The sequence below is a fragment of the Actinoplanes sp. NPDC051494 genome, assembly GCF_044454705.1.
In the GTDB taxonomy this organism is placed as follows: Bacteria; Actinomycetota; Actinomycetes; order Mycobacteriales; family Micromonosporaceae; genus Actinoplanes.
This window is the reverse complement of the sequence record NZ_JBITDZ010000004.1, coordinates 137,069-153,628: the sequence shown is the minus strand read 5'-3', so window position 1 is coordinate 153,628 and position 16,560 is coordinate 137,069. Positions and strand designations below refer to the sequence as shown.

Annotated in this window: 11 protein-coding genes; 10 read left to right on the top strand and 1 reads right to left on the bottom strand. The window is 72.5% G+C overall.

Going from position 1 to position 16,560, the window contains the following annotated elements; genetic code table 11:
* Nucleotides 1-64: 64 nt before the first annotated feature.
* From ACIA6A_RS17435 to ACIA6A_RS17390, 10 genes are all read left to right on the top strand, one after another.
* Complete coding sequence (locus ACIA6A_RS17435; protein WP_396098687.1) at nt 65-1,654, top strand: class I adenylate-forming enzyme family protein; 1,590 nt, start codon at nt 65-67, stop codon at nt 1,652-1,654.
* Between the two features lie 80 nt (nt 1,655-1,734).
* Entirely contained in the window at nt 1,735-2,847 is a 1,113-nt protein-coding gene (locus ACIA6A_RS17430; RefSeq protein WP_396098686.1) for a type III polyketide synthase, read from the top strand.
* Nucleotides 2,844-3,386: a cupin domain-containing protein gene (locus ACIA6A_RS17425; RefSeq protein WP_396098685.1), complete on the top strand. Its 543-nt coding sequence runs from the start codon at nt 2,844-2,846 to the stop codon at nt 3,384-3,386. The genes ACIA6A_RS17430 and ACIA6A_RS17425 overlap by 4 nt, the downstream gene beginning before the upstream one ends.
* Nucleotides 3,387-3,388: 2 nt before the next feature.
* On the top strand, nt 3,389-4,531 hold the full coding sequence (locus ACIA6A_RS17420) for a DegT/DnrJ/EryC1/StrS family aminotransferase (RefSeq protein WP_396098684.1): 1,143 nt from the start codon (nt 3,389-3,391) through the stop codon (nt 4,529-4,531).
* Nucleotides 4,528-5,526 (top strand): methyltransferase dimerization domain-containing protein, encoded by a 999-nt coding sequence (locus ACIA6A_RS17415; RefSeq protein ID WP_396098683.1) that lies wholly within the window; start codon nt 4,528-4,530, stop codon nt 5,524-5,526. Before ACIA6A_RS17420 ends, ACIA6A_RS17415 begins: the two co-directional genes overlap by 4 nt.
* Nucleotides 5,527-5,686: 160 nt before the next feature.
* Entirely contained in the window at nt 5,687-6,607 is a 921-nt protein-coding gene (locus tag ACIA6A_RS17410) for an aromatic prenyltransferase (RefSeq protein WP_396098682.1), read from the top strand.
* A gap of 33 nt (nt 6,608-6,640) precedes the next feature.
* Nucleotides 6,641-8,401, top strand: coding sequence for an FAD-dependent monooxygenase (locus ACIA6A_RS17405; protein WP_396098681.1), 1,761 nt, complete (start codon nt 6,641-6,643; stop codon nt 8,399-8,401).
* Between the two features lie 37 nt (nt 8,402-8,438).
* Nucleotides 8,439-9,977 carry an FAD-binding oxidoreductase gene (locus ACIA6A_RS17400; protein ID WP_396098680.1) on the top strand — a complete coding sequence of 513 codons (1,539 nt, stop codon included), beginning with the start codon at nt 8,439-8,441 and terminating at the stop codon, nt 9,975-9,977.
* A 78-nt stretch (nt 9,978-10,055) separates the two neighbouring features.
* A complete protein-coding gene (locus tag ACIA6A_RS17395) occupies nt 10,056-11,660 on the top strand; it encodes a prenyltransferase/squalene oxidase repeat-containing protein (protein ID WP_396098679.1) in 1,605 nt (534 codons plus the stop codon).
* 113 nt (nt 11,661-11,773) lie between these two features.
* Entirely contained in the window at nt 11,774-13,882 is a 2,109-nt protein-coding gene (locus tag ACIA6A_RS17390) for an MMPL family transporter (protein ID WP_396098678.1), read from the top strand.
* 56 nt (nt 13,883-13,938) lie between these two features.
* Here the strand turns inward: ACIA6A_RS17390 and ACIA6A_RS17385 are convergent, their stop codons facing one another.
* Nucleotides 13,939-16,557 carry a BTAD domain-containing putative transcriptional regulator gene (locus tag ACIA6A_RS17385; RefSeq protein WP_396098677.1) on the bottom strand — a complete coding sequence of 873 codons (2,619 nt, stop codon included), beginning with the start codon at nt 16,555-16,557 and terminating at the stop codon, nt 13,939-13,941.
* Nucleotides 16,558-16,560 lie beyond the last annotated feature (3 nt).

Here is a 16,560-nt window from a genome sequence, read left to right as displayed (position 1 = left end):
GTCCGACACTGCTTGCGCACGATCGCGGGAGCAGACCCGTGACCCGCGAAAGGAGGCGGTCCGCATGAAGAGCGCCGAGATCCACAAGACGCTTCGCACGAACGGCCTGCATCTCGGCATCCTGCCGGAGATGGCGGCGGCCCGGAACCCGGCCACGCCGCTCAGCCTCGACCACGACCTGGACGTCCTGCCCGAGGTGGGCCGCCGGCTGACCGTGGCCCAGCTGGCCGGGCACGTGGACGACCTCGCCGGCCGGCTCGCGGCGGCCGGGGTCACGGCCGGGGACCACGTCCCGATCTACAAGATCGCGAACTTCGACGTCTGGGTGATCGCCATCGCGGTGTCGCGCCTCGGGGCGATCCCGGTGATGCTGTCGCCGGCGCTGGACGCCCCGACCATCGGCGCGCTGCTCGGCCGGCTGGAGCGGCCGAAGCTGGTCACCGACCTGCCCAAGCTCGACGAGCTGGCCGGCGAACCACTGGCGGAGCTCACCGGCGCGGTGATCGTCGTGGCCGGGCACCGCCCGGGCGTGGTGTCGCTGGCCGATCTCGCCGGGTCGCCGCGGGTGGCACCGGTCAACCGGCCGGTGGACGAGGCCGCGATGATCACCCACACGTCCGGCACCACCGGGCTGCCCAAACTCGTCGTGCACACGCCGCGGACGATGGGCACCCGGCTCACCCCGCAGTGGCGGCTCCTGTCGCTGATGCGCGGGCGGCAGCGGGAGACCGTCGCGATCCACATCTCGTTCGTGCACTCGCGGATGTTCGCGGCCATGGCCCTGGTGCTGCTGCGCGAGATGCCGGTGCTGCTGCTGAACGAGTCCGATCCCGAGCGCACCGCCCGCTCGTTCCTGGAGCACCGTCCCGGGTTCATCGAGGCGCTGCCGAACTCGCTGATGGACTGGGAGTGCCTGACCGACGATCCGCGCAAGCCGTTCGCGTCGGTGAAGTACTTCAGCAGCACGTTCGACGCGATCCACCCCCGCACGATGGGCCGGCTGCTGGACGCGTCCGAGCGGCGGGCGCCGATGTTCTTCCAGATCTACGGGCAGAGCGAGGTCGGCCCGGCGGTCGGGCGGCCGTACTTCCGCGGGTCCGCCCACCAGGCGGACGGGCGCTGTGTGGGCTTCCCGATGCCCGGTTCGGCGAAGGTACGGGTGGTGAGCCGCAACGGCCGTCCACCGTCGGAGACGAACCCGGGCTACATCGAGGTGGGCTGGGTCGGACTGGCCAAGACCTATCACGGCGAGCAGGACCGGTACGACGAGAACCGCTTCGGTGACTGGTGGCGGACCGGTGACGTGGGGTTCCGTACCCGGCTGGGCTGTCTGCACATGCTGGACCGGGAGATCGACATGATCGCCGGGATCCGCAGTGTCCTGGAGGTCGAGGACGCGGTGCTCGGGCAGCTGGCCGAGCTCAGCGAGCTCGCCGTGGTGCCGGGCCCGGACGGCGAGGCGGTGCCGGTGCTCTGCACCCACGACGACCGGCCGCTGGACCGGGACCGGTGGCGTACCGCGGTCGCCGCGTTCCCGCAGCTGGCCGAACCGGTGCAGATCACGCAGGCCGAGCTGCCCCGGACCGGCACGTTGAAGGTCCGGCGCGTCGAACTCTCCCGCCGGATCCTGAGCGCGGGCGGACGGGCCGGCTGACCGGTCCGTCCACGATCGACCTTTGTGTGTCACAGACAGAAACGGGGATCCCAGGTATGCCAACGTTGTGCAAACCGGCGGTGAGTGTGCCGGAGCATGTCATCACCATGGAAGAGACGCTGGAGTTCGCCGAGCGGGTCCACGCCGGGAAACCGCAGCTTCCACTGGCGCTGCGACTGATCCGGAACACCGGCGTGCGGAAGCGGCACATCGTTCAGCCGATCGAGAAGACGCTCACCCATCCGGGCTTCGAGGAGCGCAACCGGATCTACGAGGTCGAGTCGAAGAAGCGCTGCCCCGAGGTCATCGACCGGGCCCTGGCGAACGCCGGCGTCGCGGTGACCGACATCGACCTGATCATCTACGTGTCGTGCACCGGGTTCATGATGCCGTCGCTGACCGCCTGGCTGATCAACGAGATGGGGTTCCGGTCCGACACCCGGCAGATCCCGATCTCGCAGCTGGGGTGCGCGGCCGGCGGTGCGGCGATCAACCGGGCCCACGACTTCTGCACCGCCTACCCGGACAGCAACGTGCTGATCGTGTCGTGCGAGCTGTGCTCCCTGTGCTACCAGCCGGCCGACGACAACATCGGGTCGCTGCTGTCGGACGGGCTGTTCGGGGACGCGGTCGCGGCGGCCGTGGTCCGGGGCACCGGCGGCACCGGCATCGCGCTGGAGCGCAACGCGTCCTACCTCATCCCGAACACCGAGGACTGGATCTCGTACGCCGTGCGGTCCACCGGTTTCCACTTCCAGTTGGACCGGCGGGTCCCCGGCACGATGGAGCCGATGGCGCCGGTCCTGCGGGAGCTGGCCAGCCGCCACGGGTGGGACGTCGGGCACCTGGACTTCTACGTCATCCACGCCGGGGGCCCGCGGATCCTCGACGACCTCGCGAAGTTCCTGTTCGTGGACCGCGACATGTTCCGGCACAGCTGGGCGACGCTGACCGAGCACGGCAACATCGCCAGCGCGGTGGTGCTCGACGCGGTGCGCCGGTTGTTCGAGGAGGACACGATGGTTCCCGGCGCGACCGGGGTCATCGCCGGCTTCGGCCCGGGGATCACCGCCGAGATGGTCATGGGGACGTGGACCGTCGACCCGCTCGACGCGGTCGGCCGGGCCGGGCTCACGGCGTCGGTCCCGGACCTGCGGGACCTCGCGCCGGCCACGGGGGTGCCGGCGGTATGAGCGGCCTCGTGCTACCACCCGGGGCGGGCCGGCGCCTGACGACCAGGGCGCAGGACGTCACGTTCAAGGTCACCGCCGCCGACGGCTCCGTCTCGTCGATCTTCGAGGTGGTGGTCCCGCCCGGCTTCGACGTCGGCGCGCACACCCACGACCGCGGGCAGGAGTTCTTCTACGTGCTGCAGGGCACGCTCGACGTGTTCGCGTTCGAGCCGGCCGCGCGTACCGGGGACTCCTGGCACGACTGGGAATCCGCCTCCGGTGAGCGGGTCGTCCGGGCCGCGGCCGGCAGCAGCATGTTCGTGCCGCCCGGCTGCCCGCACGCGTTCCGCAACGCCGGCGAGGAGCCGGTGCGGATGCTGTTCCAGAGTTCACCCTCGCCCGACCACGAGCGGTACTTCGAGGAGATCTGCGAGATCTTCGCCGAGGGCCGGACGGTCGACCCGGACGCCGTGCAGCGGCTCCGCGACCGTTCCGACGTCCGCCAGATCACCCCTCTGCGCTATGAACCGCCCCTTCTCTCCGGTATCAGCGGGAGCTGACGATGAACCCCATTCCTCTGGTCCACGCGAGTCTCGGCGAGCGGGAGCTCGCCGCCGTCGCGGAGGTGTTCGCCTCGGGCTGGCCGGCCGGTCAGGGCCCGCAGGGCAAGGCCCTCGAGCGGGAACTCGCCGTCCGGTACGCCGCCGGCGGCGCGGTCGCGGTCAGCAACTGCGGCGCCGCCCTGCACCTGGCCCTGCTCGCCCTCGGCGTCCGGCCCGGTGACGAGGTCATCGTCGCCGACTACACGTTCCCCGCCCCGGCCCACGCGGTGCGGTACGTCGGGGCGGAACCGGTGTTCGCCGACGTCCGCCGGGAGACCGGCACGATCGACCCGCAGGCGGTGGCGGACCTGATCGGCCCGCGCACGGTGGGCGTGATCGCGGTGGACACGGTCGGCCTGCCCGCCGACTACGCCGAGCTCACCGAGCTCACCGACCGGCACGGCCTGTTCCTCGTCGAGGACGCCGCGTGCGCGGTCGGCGCCACCTACCGCGGGCGGGAAGCGGGCGCGCTGGCCCCGGTCGCCTGCCTGTCGTTCCACGGCCGCAAGGGCGCGTCGAGCGGTGAGGGCGGGGCGTTGATCACCACCGATCCGCTGCTCGCCGCGGACGCCCGGATGCGCTCGTCGTTCGGCATCGGCAGCATCTTCGACCAGGCCCAGGTCGTCGGCCTGCCGATCCCGGAGTTCACCGAGGTCGGTTACAACTACAAGCTGTCCGACATCGCCGCCGCCATCCTGCGGGTGCAGCTGGGCCGGATCGGCGAGCTGCTGCAACGGCGCGGCGCCGTGGCCGCCCGCTACGCGGAGCTGCTCGCCGGGGAGGAGCTGGTGACGCTCCCGGAGGTGCCGGACGACCGGACCCACGCGTGGCAGACGTACATGGTCACGCTGGACCCGGGCGTGGACCGGGCGGCGGTCGCCACCGAGCTGCGCGCCCAGGGCATCGGCAGCGGGCACGGCACCTGGGCCAGCCACCTGCAGCCGGTGTTCGACACGAAGCAGACCTGCCCGGTCTCGGCGGACCTCTTCGCGCGCAACCTCGCGATCCCGATGCACGCCGAGCTGAGCATGGACCAGGTCGAGCGGGTCGTGGACGTGCTGCGCCCGGCGCTGCGTACCCATGCGGGCGGGGGAGCGGCATGAGCGGCGACCAGCCGGCACCGGACCGGATCCTGCAGTTGATCTTCGGTTACTGGGCCACCGGCATCCTCGGAACGGCCGCGAGCCACTCGCTGTTCACCCACCTGGAGCACGGTGTGGACACCGCCGACCGGCTCGCCGACCGGGCCGGCATCTCGGTCCGCGGCGCGCAGGCCCTGCTCGACGGGCTCGTCGGCCTGGAGCTGATCGAGGTGCGCGACGGTTCGTACCGCAACACCGCCGAGGCCTCCGCGTTCCTGGTCGACGGCCTGCCGACCAGCCTGAGTCCGTTCGCCGTGCTCAAGATGGGCCACATGGGCAGCCTGGCCGGCCTGCCCGACGCGGTCCGGGCCGGCGGCCCGGCGACCGTGGCCACCGTCGAGGTCGCCGACAACCCGCACTGGGAGGGCCTGGTCCAGGCCATCGCCGCGCAGTCGGTGCCGGTGGCGGCGATCGCGGCCGGCCTGCTGGGGCTGGCCGGGGCCGGGGAGATCTCGATCCTCGACGTCGGCGGCGGCTCGGGTGTCTACTCCGGCATCTGGCTGGGCCTCAATCCGCTGGCCCGGGCCACCCAGCTCGACTGGGCGCCGATCAACTCGATCGCCCGCCGGCTGCTGACCGCGCGGGGGGTGGCCGACCGCTTCACGACCGTCGACGGTGACCTGCACACCGCCGACCTCGGCACCGGCGCGTACGACCTGGCGGTGTACTCCCACATCGCCCACCAGGAGGGAGCCGAGGCCAACACGGCGGTCTTCGCCCGGCTCCGGTCCGCGCTGCGCCCGGGCGGCACCCTGGTGATCAACGACTACATCGTCGACGACGACCGCGGCGGCCCGCCGTTCGCGCTCACCTTCGCCGGCGAGATGCTGCTCAAGAGCAAACAGGGTGCGACCTGGCGCCGGGCCGACTACGCGGCGTGGCTGGCCAAGGCGGGATTCGACGACGTCACGTTCCACCCCACCCCGTCCCCGGCGACCCTGGTGTTCGCCCGGTAGCCGTAACCCGTACCGCCTCGAGCCGGCTCTCCCCGCACCGGGAGGGCCGGCTCGAGGCGTTGGCCGGCGCCCGGCCCGCGACCCCACCCCGTGGCCACGCCAAGCCGTCGGCAAGTCACACATAAGGACCGGCCAAGCGCGGTGGCCGAGTCTTGCTGACATGGAACGCGAAGACGAAGAATCGGCGGAGAGCCTCTACACGGTCATCGAGCAGTCGGCCGGGGTGCTGGGTGTGCCGTGCTCGCGGGACAAGGTCATGCCCATCCTGAGCATCTACGGCGACGCGCTCGCCCGGGCGGTGATCGCGTTCCGGGTGGCGACCGGCCAGGACCACGCCGGCGATCTCGACTGCCGGTTCACGGTGCCGCTGGAGGTGGACCCGTACCAGCTGGCCGTCGCGAACGGCCTGCTCGCGCCGACCGGGCACCCGGTGGCCGACCTGCTGGCCGACGTCCGGGCGCACTGCCCGATCGACAGCTACGGCATCGACTTCGGGGTCGTCGGCGGCTTCAAGAAGATCTGGCTGGTCCTGCCCCGCGGCGACCTGCAACTGGTGTCGAAGCTCGCCGGCATCCCGTCCATGCCGCGCAGCCTGGGCGCGAGCCTCGACTTCTTCGCCCGGCACGGCCTCGGCGACACGGTTGGCCTGCTCGGGATCGACTACCGCAAGCGGACGGTGAACGTCTACTTCGGTGAGCCGCCGGCCGAGGGCTTCGGGCCGGAGGCCGTCCGGTCGATGCTGCGCGAGGTCGACCAGGCCGAGCCGAGCGCGCAGATGCTCGGGATCGGCCAGCGGGCGTTCGGCGTCTACGTGACCCTGAACTGGGACTCCCCGCAGGTCGAACGGATCTGCTTCGCGGTGGCGACCTCGGACCCGGCCGAGCTCGACGTGCCGCTGGACCCCCGGGTCGAGCTGTTCGTCAAGCACATCCAGGCGTCCGAGGTGAACACCCGGTTCGTCTACGCCGTCGCCTCCCAGCCCGACGGTGAGTACTACAAGCTCCAGTCGTACTACCGCTGGCAGCCGGAGGTCCTGGACATCATGCAGCTCTCCGACGGGGCCGTCGCGGACCCGGTCTAGCACCACTCGTTCATCTGCTCTGGAAGGAAAAACATGGGGGCTATCGAGGTTCCGGTCCTGATCGTGGGCGGAGGCGGCAGCGGCTTGTCCGCCTCGGTCTTCCTGTCCGACCACCACGTCGGGCATCTGCTGGTGGAGAAGCGCGCCGACGCGTCGAACCTGCCCAAGGCGCACTACCTCAACCAGCGCACGATGGAGATCTTCCGTCAGCACGGCCTGGCCGCCGACGTCGACGAGCTGGGCGCACCGACGGAGGCGTTCGGCACGGTGCGCTGGCAGACCACGCTGACCGGGCCGGGCCCGCTGGACGCGAAGGTGATCCACGAGATGGACGCGTTCGGTGGCGGCGCGCTGCGGGAGACGTACGCCGCGGCGGCCCCGGTCATGCCGGTCAAGCTGCCGCAGGTCCGCCTCGAGCCGATCCTGCGCCGGCACGCCGAGCAGCGCAATCCCGGTGGCATCCGGTTCGGCCACGAGCTGACGTCGCTGACCGACACCGGTGCCGGGGTGACCGCGGAGATCCGTGACGTCGCGACCGGCGAGACCACCACGGTCACGGCGAAGTACGTCATCGCGGCGGACGGCGGTCGCACGGTCGGCCCCGCGGTCGGCGCGCAGATGCAGGGCCTGCCCAAGCTGTTCGACGCCACGACGGTCTACTTCGCCGCCGACCTGTCGCAGTACTGGACCGAGGGCTCGATCATCACCTGGTTCCTCAACCCGTACCGCCCGGACCTGTCCAGCGCCCTCATCGAGATGGGCCCGACCTGGGGCCGTAACTCCGAGGAGTGGGGCCTGCACATCTCGCTGGCCGGCGTGGACCGCGACGACGAGCAGGCGGTGATCACCAAGGTGCGTACCGTCCTCGGCCTGCCCGAGCTGGACCTGGAGCTGCTCGCGACGACGACCTGGAGCGTGGAGGCGGTGCTGGCCGAGCACTACCGGTACGGCCGGGTGCTGCTCGCCGGCGACGCCGCGCACCGCCAGCCGCCGGCCGTCGGGCTGGGCCTCAACACCGGCATCCAGGACGTGCACAACCTCGCCTGGAAGCTCGCCGCCGTGCTCAGCGGTCAGGCGAGCGACGCGCTGCTCGACACGTACGAGGCGGAGCGCCGCCCGATCGGCCAGTTCAACCTGGGCTGGGCGATGTCCGCGGCGGCGAACCACCAGGTCGTCATCGACGCCGCCCTCGGGCTCGGGCAGCACGTCGCGCCGGAGCGGCGTACCCCGGTGTTCTTCGGCTACTTCGCACCGACCCCGGTCGGCGTGGCGCAGCGGGCCCGGGCCGCGGAGATCTTCGCCACCCACCGCGGCGAGTGCCAGGCCCACGATGTCGAGATCGGCTTCGCGTACGAGTCCGGCGCGGTCGTCCCGGACGGCACCCGGCCACCGGCGCGCGCCCCGCTGGGCGACGTGTACCGGCCCACCACCCGTCCGGGGCACCGGCTGCCGCACGCGTGGCTGGAGCACGCCGGCTCCCGGGTGTCCACTCACGATCTGACCGGCACCGGCTCCGGCTTCGTGCTGATCACCGGGGAGCAGGGGGACCCGTGGGCCGAGGCCGCCGCCCGGGTCGGCGACAAGCTCTCGGTGCCGATCACCGTGGTCCGCGTCGGTACGGACCACACCGACGCCGACGGCGGCTGGGCGGCGGTCCGGGAGGTCACCGGCGCGGGTGCGGTCCTGGTCCGGCCGGACAACCACGTGGCCTGGCGCAGCACCGGTGGCAGCGATGACCCCGCCACCGCGCTCAGCGACGCCGTCTCGCTCGTCCTGGACCACAAGGCCCCGTGACCCGATCCATGTCCCATCTCGACGAAAGAGGCAATGCGTGACTACCAGAAGGTCTCTCGTTCTCGGCGGCGGCGGGGTGGCCCTGGCCGCGATCGCGCTCCCCGGCGCCGCGAACGCCCGGCCCCGGCTCGGCACCCGGCCCCGGATCACCGACAAGTGGTCCCGGCTGCGTGACCACCTCCAGGGCCGGCTGGTGCTGCCCACGACCGCGGACTACCAGACCGCGAAGCAGCTCTTCCAGGTGCAGTTCGACACCACCGACCCCCGGGCGATCGCCTACTGCGCCTCGGCCGCCGACGTGGCCCTGTGCCTGCGGTTCGCCCAGGACTGCGGGATCCCGGTCGCCGCGCGCAGCGGCGGGCACAGCGCGGGCGGGTACTCCACCACCACCGGCCTGGTCATCGACGTGTCCGGGCTGAACGCGGTCGTGCTGAACAGCGACCGCACCAGCGTGCGGATCGGCCCGGGCGCCCAGCTCATCGACATCATGGGCACGCTCGCGCCGGCCGGGCTGGCCATCTCCGGCGGCTACTGCCCGACCGTGGCGGCCGGCGGGTTCCTGCAGGGCGGCGGCATGGGCCTGTTCACCCGCAGCATCGGCATGGCCTCGGACAAGGTGACCTCGGCGCAGGTCGTGCTGGCCAACGGCAGCGTCGTGACCGCGTCGGCCACGCAGAACCCCGAGCTGTTCTGGGCGCTGCGGGGTGGCGGTGGCGGCAACTTCGGGATCGTGACGTCGTACGAGATCACCCCGACCGCGATCACCAACGTCGCCGCCGCGAACCTCGTCTGGAGCTACGACAAGGCCCTGGACATGCTGGACGGCTGGACCCGGTGGCTCGAGGACTCGCCGTGGTCGATCGGTGGCGGCGCGAACGTCACGTTGTTCGACGCCGCGCCCGGCGCGGTCCCGACCGCGGGCATCACCCTCGGCTCGGTGGACACCGGCCCCACGTTCGCCGCCGAGGTCCAGCGGCTGATCGCGGCGGTCGGTTCCGCCCCGGTGGTCAACCAGGGCTTCACCGCGCCGTACCAGCCGATCATGATGAACCTGTACCGCTGCGGTGAGCTCACCGCCGCCCAGTGCCACCGGGACGACAACACCGCGGACGGGCAGATCCCGCGGCCCGCGTTCGGCGCGTGGCGTGGCCGGCTGTTCAACAAGGTGATGCCGCGCGACGGGTGGTCGAAGGCGCTCACGGTCGTCGAGAGCACGGCGCGGGTGGCGGGGCAGAGCCGTCAGCTGCAGATCTCCGCGCTCGGCGGGCAGGCCAACACCGTTTCCCGGACGGCCACCGCGTACGTGCACCGCGACACCCGGTACTCGGCCAGCTTCCTCACGTCGAACGCCGAGACGCCCACCGCGGAGGTGAAGTCGGCCGCGTACCAGTTCGTCGACTCGGGATTCGCCGCGGTCGACCCGTACTCCAACGGTGAGACGTACCAGAACTTCATCGACCCGCGCCTGCCGGACTGGAAGCGCTCGTACTACGGCGAGAACTACTCGCGCCTGATGCGGGTGAAGAAGTCGTACGACCCGCACAACTTCTTCCGTTTCGCGCAGAGCGTGCGCTGACCGGCGCCGACACCGCACATGACCCGGGGGCCGGTGGACGTATCACCGGCCCCCGGTCGTCCAGACAGGAGCTTGCCAATGAAGGTGCAGGATGTGCCGCGGGCGGCGGCGCCGCGATGGCCGGCCGAGGTCGATCCCGAGCACGTGCGCGCGGCCGCCGCCCGGCTGGTCGCGCACGTCAGCGACCGGGTCGCCGCCGACGGTGCGATCCACGAGCGGTGCCGGAGCCGGGTGCTGGAGTCGGCGCTCGCGCTGGCGCTGATGACGCGGACCGGCGTGACCTCGCCGGCCCGTGACCGGGTGCGCGCCTACCTCAAGGCCCACCGCGACTCCCCGGAGAAGCTCGACCGGGTCCTCGCCACGCTCGCCACCGGAGGGTCCACCGTCGGGGCCGACCTCGCCGGCCGGCTGACCGAGGGTCTGCTCGGCGCCGCCCCCGGGTTCATCTCGGCGCGGCGCCGGCTGATGGTCCACGCCGTCCTGTCCGTGCTCGGGTGCCCCGTGCCGGACGACATCGCGGCGGCGGCCGGTGCACCGGCACCGGACGATCCGACCCATTCCTGGTCGGTCGTCCAGCAGGCCGCCGTGACGCTGATCCTCGCGCGGGCGTCGGGCGCCGGCACCGATCCCGGTGCGCTGTCCACGCTGCTCGCGACCGGTCCGGCGACCGGGGTGTGGGAGGGGTACGTGCTGATGCACCTGCTCACCCTGCACGGACTCGCCGGTGTCCCCGGGCAGGAGGCAACCGTGCGCGGCGGTGTCCAAGCGCTGCTGCACCACCAGCACGACGACGGCGGCTTCCCGTTCGTGGCGGAGATGGACCACTGGTGCTCCGCGACCTCCGGGCTGGGGCTCGCTGCCGCCGGTGCCCCGCCGGCCCTACTGGACGCGATGGCCCGGACGCTCGCCGCCCATCACGGCGGTGCGGTCCTGCCGTCGCTGTCGCGCGGCACACCGATCACCGGTGGTTGGTCGATCGCTCCCGGCGTGGCGCTCAACGACGTCGACAGCACGTCCTGCGTGCTGGAATTCCTGCAGCTCATCGACCCGGTCACGTTCGGGTCCGCGATCCGCGGCGGGGTGGCCGCACTGCTCGCGGTCCAGGGCGCCGACGGCGGGTTCCCCACCTATGTCGCCGGCGCGGTGTCCGAGCCGTGCATGACGGCCGCGGCGGTCAACGCGCTCGCACCGCATCCGGCCACCGCCGCCGCCCGGGCCCGGGCGCTGACGTTTCTCGCCGGCAGCCAGCTGCCCGACGGTGGTTTCGAGCCGGGCTGGAGCCGGAGCCGGCTGCACACGCTGTTCCGGGCCCGGCTCGCCGCGCAGACCGCGGACCCGGGCGACCTGCGCACCGCGCGGATGGCCGCGCGGATCGAGCGCACGGTCCGGGAGACCCAGAACGCCGACGGCGGCTGGGGGATGCAGCCGGGGGATCCGAGCGACGACATCAGCACCGCGTACGCCGTGATCGCGCTCTGCTACGGCACCGAGTCGCAGCCCGTCGGCCGGGCCCTGTCCTGGTTGCTCGCCCGGCAGGACGCGGACGGCGGCTTCAGCGGCCCGCCCGACATGGTCGGCCCCCGCCCGTTCGCCTATCACCTGCCCGCCCTGACCGACGCCCCGGTGCTGCTCGCGTTCGGTCACGTCCTGTCCCGGGCCGCCGTCCCGCACCACGTTATGTGAGACGCAGGTCACATTCTGGCCGATGCTGTCACACCCCGGGCGGTGGTCTCGTCGCTACTCGAAGCATCAGCGCGGCGCACCATCCCCGTCGACCGAACACAAAGGAAGTTCACATGTTTCGAAGACTGGCGTCCTTGCCCAGTGGCCGGGTGGCGAAATGGGTCGTCGTCGCGGTCTGGCTGCTCCTGTTGATCCCCGCCAGTTCCCTGGCCGGCCAGCTCGGTGACGTCCAGGAGAACGACAACTCGGCCTGGCTGCCCAGCAACGCGGAGTCCACCGCGGTCGTCGACCGGGCGGAGAGCTTCCGGGCGACCGACTCCCTCCCGGCGATCGTGGTCTACGACCGGCCGGCCGGCGTCACCCCGGCCGACATGGCCAAGGCCCAGGCCGACGCCCAGGCGTTCAAGGCCATCACCAACGTCGTGGGTGAGCCCCAGGGCCCGGTGATGTCCGAGGACGGCAAGGCCATCCAGACCATCGTTCAGGTCCACAAGGACAAGACCGGCTGGGACGGCCTCGGCAAGGTCGTCGACGCGATGACCGAGGTCGGCCAGGCCGGGTCGAACGGGCTCAGCTTCCACGTCACCGGCGCGGCCGGGTACGCGTCCGACTCGATCAAGGGCTTCAGCGGCGGCGGCAGCCTGACGATGATCACCGCCGTGGTGGTCATCGCGATCCTCCTGCTCACCTATCGCAGCCCGGTACTGCCGCTGGTGCCGCTGATGACCGTCGGTGGTGCCCTGGTCGCCGCCGAAGCGGTGATCTACCTGCTGGCCAAGAACGCCGGGCTCACCGTCAACAACCAGACCAGCTTCATCCTGACCGTGCTGGTCTTCGGCGCCGCGACCGACTACGCGTTGCTGCTCACGTCGCGGTACCGCGAGGAACTGGCCCGGCACGAGGACCGGCACGACGCGATGGCGGAGGCACTGCACCGCTCCAGCCCGGCGATCATCGCCAGCGCCGCGACGGTCGCGATCAGCCTGATGCTGCTGATGCTGGCCAGCCTCAACTCCACCAAGGGCATGGGCCCGGCCTGCGCCGTCGGCATCGTCGTCGGCCTGCTGGCGATGACGACGCTGTTCCCGGCGCTGATGGTCATCTGCGGCCGGTGGATCTTCTGGCCGGCGAAACCCGCGTACGGCTCGGTGCGGGCGGCCAAGGAGACCGTCTGGACCCGGGTCGGCAACGCGGTCGCCGCGCGGCCCCGGATCGTCTGGATCGGCACCGTCGTCATCCTCGGCGTCATGTCGCTCGGCGTGCTCGGGCTCAAGGCCGACGGCCTCTCCAACAAGGACCAGTTCACCAACAAGCCGCAGATGGCCGCCGGTGAGGAGATCCGGGCCGAGCACTTCCCGTCCGGCTCCGGCGACCCGATCTACGTGGTGGCCGAGGCCGGTTCGGCCGACCGGGTCAAGGCGGCGCTGGCCGGTGTCCCCGGGCTCGTCGGCATCTCGGACCCGGTGGTCAAGGACGGCGACGCGATGCTGCTCGGGCAGCTGGTCGACGATCCGACCAGCGAGCCGGCCCTGCGCACCGTCGAGCGGGCCCGCGACGCGGTCCACGCGATCGAGGGCGCGGACGCGCAGATCGGCGGCAGCACGGCGGTCCTGCTGGACACCCAGGCGGCGGCCGCCCGCGACTCCAAGGTGATCATCCCGATCGTCCTGGTCGTGGTGCTGCTCATCCTCGGGCTGCTGCTGCGGGCGATCGTCGCGCCGCTGCTGCTGATGGCGACGGTGGTGCTGTCGTTCGGCGCCGCCCTCGGGGTCAGCAGCCTGGTGTTCAACCACGTGTTCCACTTCGCCGGGGCGGAGTCGTCGTTCCCGCTGCTGACGTTCGTGTTCCTGGTCGCCCTGGGCATCGACTACAACATCTTCCTGGTCACCCGGGTACGTGAGGAAGCGATGATCCACGGCACCCGCAAGGGCGCGCTGACCGGCCTGTCCGCCACCGGCGGGGTGATCACCTCGGCGGGCCTGGTGCTGGCCGGCACGTTCGCGGCGATGGCCTCGCTGCCGCTGGTGTTCGCGGCCGAGCTCGGTTTCGCGGTGGCTTTCGGGGTGCTGCTGGACACGCTGATCGTCCGTTCGGTGCTGGTCACCGCGCTGACCCTGGACGTCGGCCGGTGGATGTGGTGGCCGAGCAAGCTGTTCCGCCGGCACGACGACGCCGCCACGCCCGTGGCGGTGCCCGAGCCCGGGCTCGAACCCGTGCGCTGACGGTTCCTGAGTGCGGAACGGGCCTCCCGGCGATGAGCTGGGAGGCCCGTCGGCGTTCAGGCCGGCAGGTGCCAGATGCCGGGCTGGATCTCGATGCCCTCGGTGCCGCCCGGGTCCTCGATCGTGGCGATCCGCTGGGCCGACGCGAGCGCGAAGCTCTCGAAGCGGCGGTGCCGGATCTGCCCGGCCAGCACGGCACACTCCATGAAGCTCCGGACGGCCTGGTCGCGACGGCCGTCGCCGAGGTGGCCCAGGGCCAGTGCGCGCAGCGCGTTGCAGCAGCCCCAGACGTCGTCGGCCGCACCGGACAGCGACATCGCGTACTCCGCGTACGCCCGGGCCGGGGCGTGCTCGCCGCCGGCCAGCCGCAGGTCGGCCAGGCCGATCAGGGCCCGGCTGTGCGCCTGCGGTACCCCGGCCCGGTCGGCGAGATCCGCGGCCCGCTGGTACCCGGCCTCCGCCTCGGCGTACCGGCGGCGCTGCCAGGCGAGGTCACCGAGCGAGATCAGGCTGACCGCCTCCAGGCCCGGATCGCCGAGCCGGGCCGCGGCACCGGTCGCCAGGCGCTGCGTCACCTCCCAGTCGGGCCAGGCCGCGATCGCCTCGAAGTAGCCGCCGAGGCTCTCGGCGAGCTGCCACGCCGGCCGCCACCGTTCCGCCCGGTACAGCGCCTGGGCGAGGTGGATCAGGGCGCGCCGCTCCTTCGCGAACCACCGCATCGGGTCGTCCCCGACGACCGCGGCGGCGGCACCCACCACGGCCGGGACGGCCCAGAACGATCGGCCGGGGGAGAGCAGGTGGTCGGCGTGCCGGCACAGGTCCAGGTACGCCGACCGCACCCGCTCGGTCGCCTCCCCGGCCACCGCCGCGTCGTCGTGCCGGGTGAGCAGTTCCGCGGCCAGCAGCGAGAGCAGCTCCGGGTAGTGGAACCGGGCCGAGCGCCCGGTGCCCGCCGCCGCCAGCAGCTGGGCGTCGACGAGGCTGTCGACCACCTCGGCGGCCTCCTGCGGGTCCACGTCCAGCACCGCCGCCACGGCCCACAGCTGGAAACTCCCGGCCGGCAGCAGCGACAGCCGCCGGAACGCCCGCCGGACCGGTTCGGGCGAGTCCTCGTAGGCGAGCATCAGGGTGCCGCGCACGTCGAGGTCGCCGAGCCGCAGCTGGTCCAGCCGGGACCGCTCGCCACGCAACAGGTCGGCGAAATCGGCGAGGTCGCGGTGCGGGCGGCCGGCCACCCGCGCGCCGGCGACGTGCAGCGCGATCGGCAGGTGGCCGCACAGCGCGGCGACCTCCCGGACCGCCTCGGGACGGTCCGCCACCCGGTCGGCCCCCGCGGTCGCCACCAGCAGCTGGGCCGCGTGGTGCGGGCTCAGCACGTCGAGATGCAGCGACCGCGGCCCGCCGAGGCCCTTGAGCGGCATCCGGCTGGTCACCACGACCGCGCTGCCGGGGGTGGCGGGCAGGAACGGCCGGACCTGGCTCTCCGCGGTGACGTTGTCGAGCACCAGCAGCATCCGGTTCCGGTTCAGCAGGTGGTGCACCGCGGCGGACAGTTCCTCGTCGTCGGCCGGGAGCCGGCCGGTGACACCGGCCCGGCGCAGGAACGTGGCGAACACGTCGGCGCGGGTGCGGGCCCGGCCGGGCCCGGCCAGCATGTCGATGTACACCCGGCCGCCGGGGAACGCCCCGCCCGCACGATGCGCGACGTGCAGGGCAAGGGTGGTCTTCCCGACCCCCGGCCGGCCGTGCACCCGGACACAGGCCGGCCCGGCCCGCCCGGCCGACACCTCGGCGAGCGCCGCCTCCACCTCGGCCACCGCGTCGTCGCGGCCCACGACGCCGGTCACCGGCGGTGGCAGGTGGACCGCGCCGGCCCGGGGCCCGGGGGCGGTCCCGACGGTGTCTTCGCCCGGGCCGAGCAGCTCCGGGTCACCGTCCAGGACCTGCCGGTGCATCTCGCGCAACGGTGCCCCCGGCTCGATCCCGAGCTCGTCGATCATGGCGTGCCGGAGGTCGGTGAAGACCCGCAGCGCGTCGGCCTGGCGCCCGGAGCGGTACAGCGCGGTCATCAGGTGCGCGTGCAGGTCCTCGTGCAGCGGGTACTCACGCGTCAGCGCCCGCAGCTCGCTGACCAGCGCGTGGTGGCGGCCCAGGCGGAGATCGGCGCGGATCCGGTGCTCCAGCGCGGCCAGCCGCATCTCGCTCATCCGGACGGCGGTGGCCTCGAGGATCGGCCCGTGCGGCACGTCGGACAGCAGCGGGCCGCGCCACAGCTCCAGCGCCTGGCGCTGCAGGGCCGCCGCGCCGGTGTCGTCGCCGGCCCGGGCCGCTGCCAGCCCCCGCTGGTGCAGCTCCAGGAAGACGGCGAGGTCCAGCTGCCCGGTGTCGATCCGCAACAGGTAACCGGGGGCCCGGGTGACCAGTGAGTCGCGACCGCGTACCGGATCCACCGTCTCGAGGATCGTGCGCAGCTGGGAGACGTACACCTGCAGTGTCATCATCGCGGTGCGCGGTGGGTTCTGCGCCCAGAGCTCGTCGGCGAGAGCCTGGACCGACACCACGGTGTTCGTCTGGAGCAGGAGCGTGGACAGGGCCACGCGGAGCTTGGCGGCCCGGGGTGTGCCGGCGGTGCTGCCGCCGTCCACCTCCATCGGCCCGAGAACGCGGTACTTCATGAG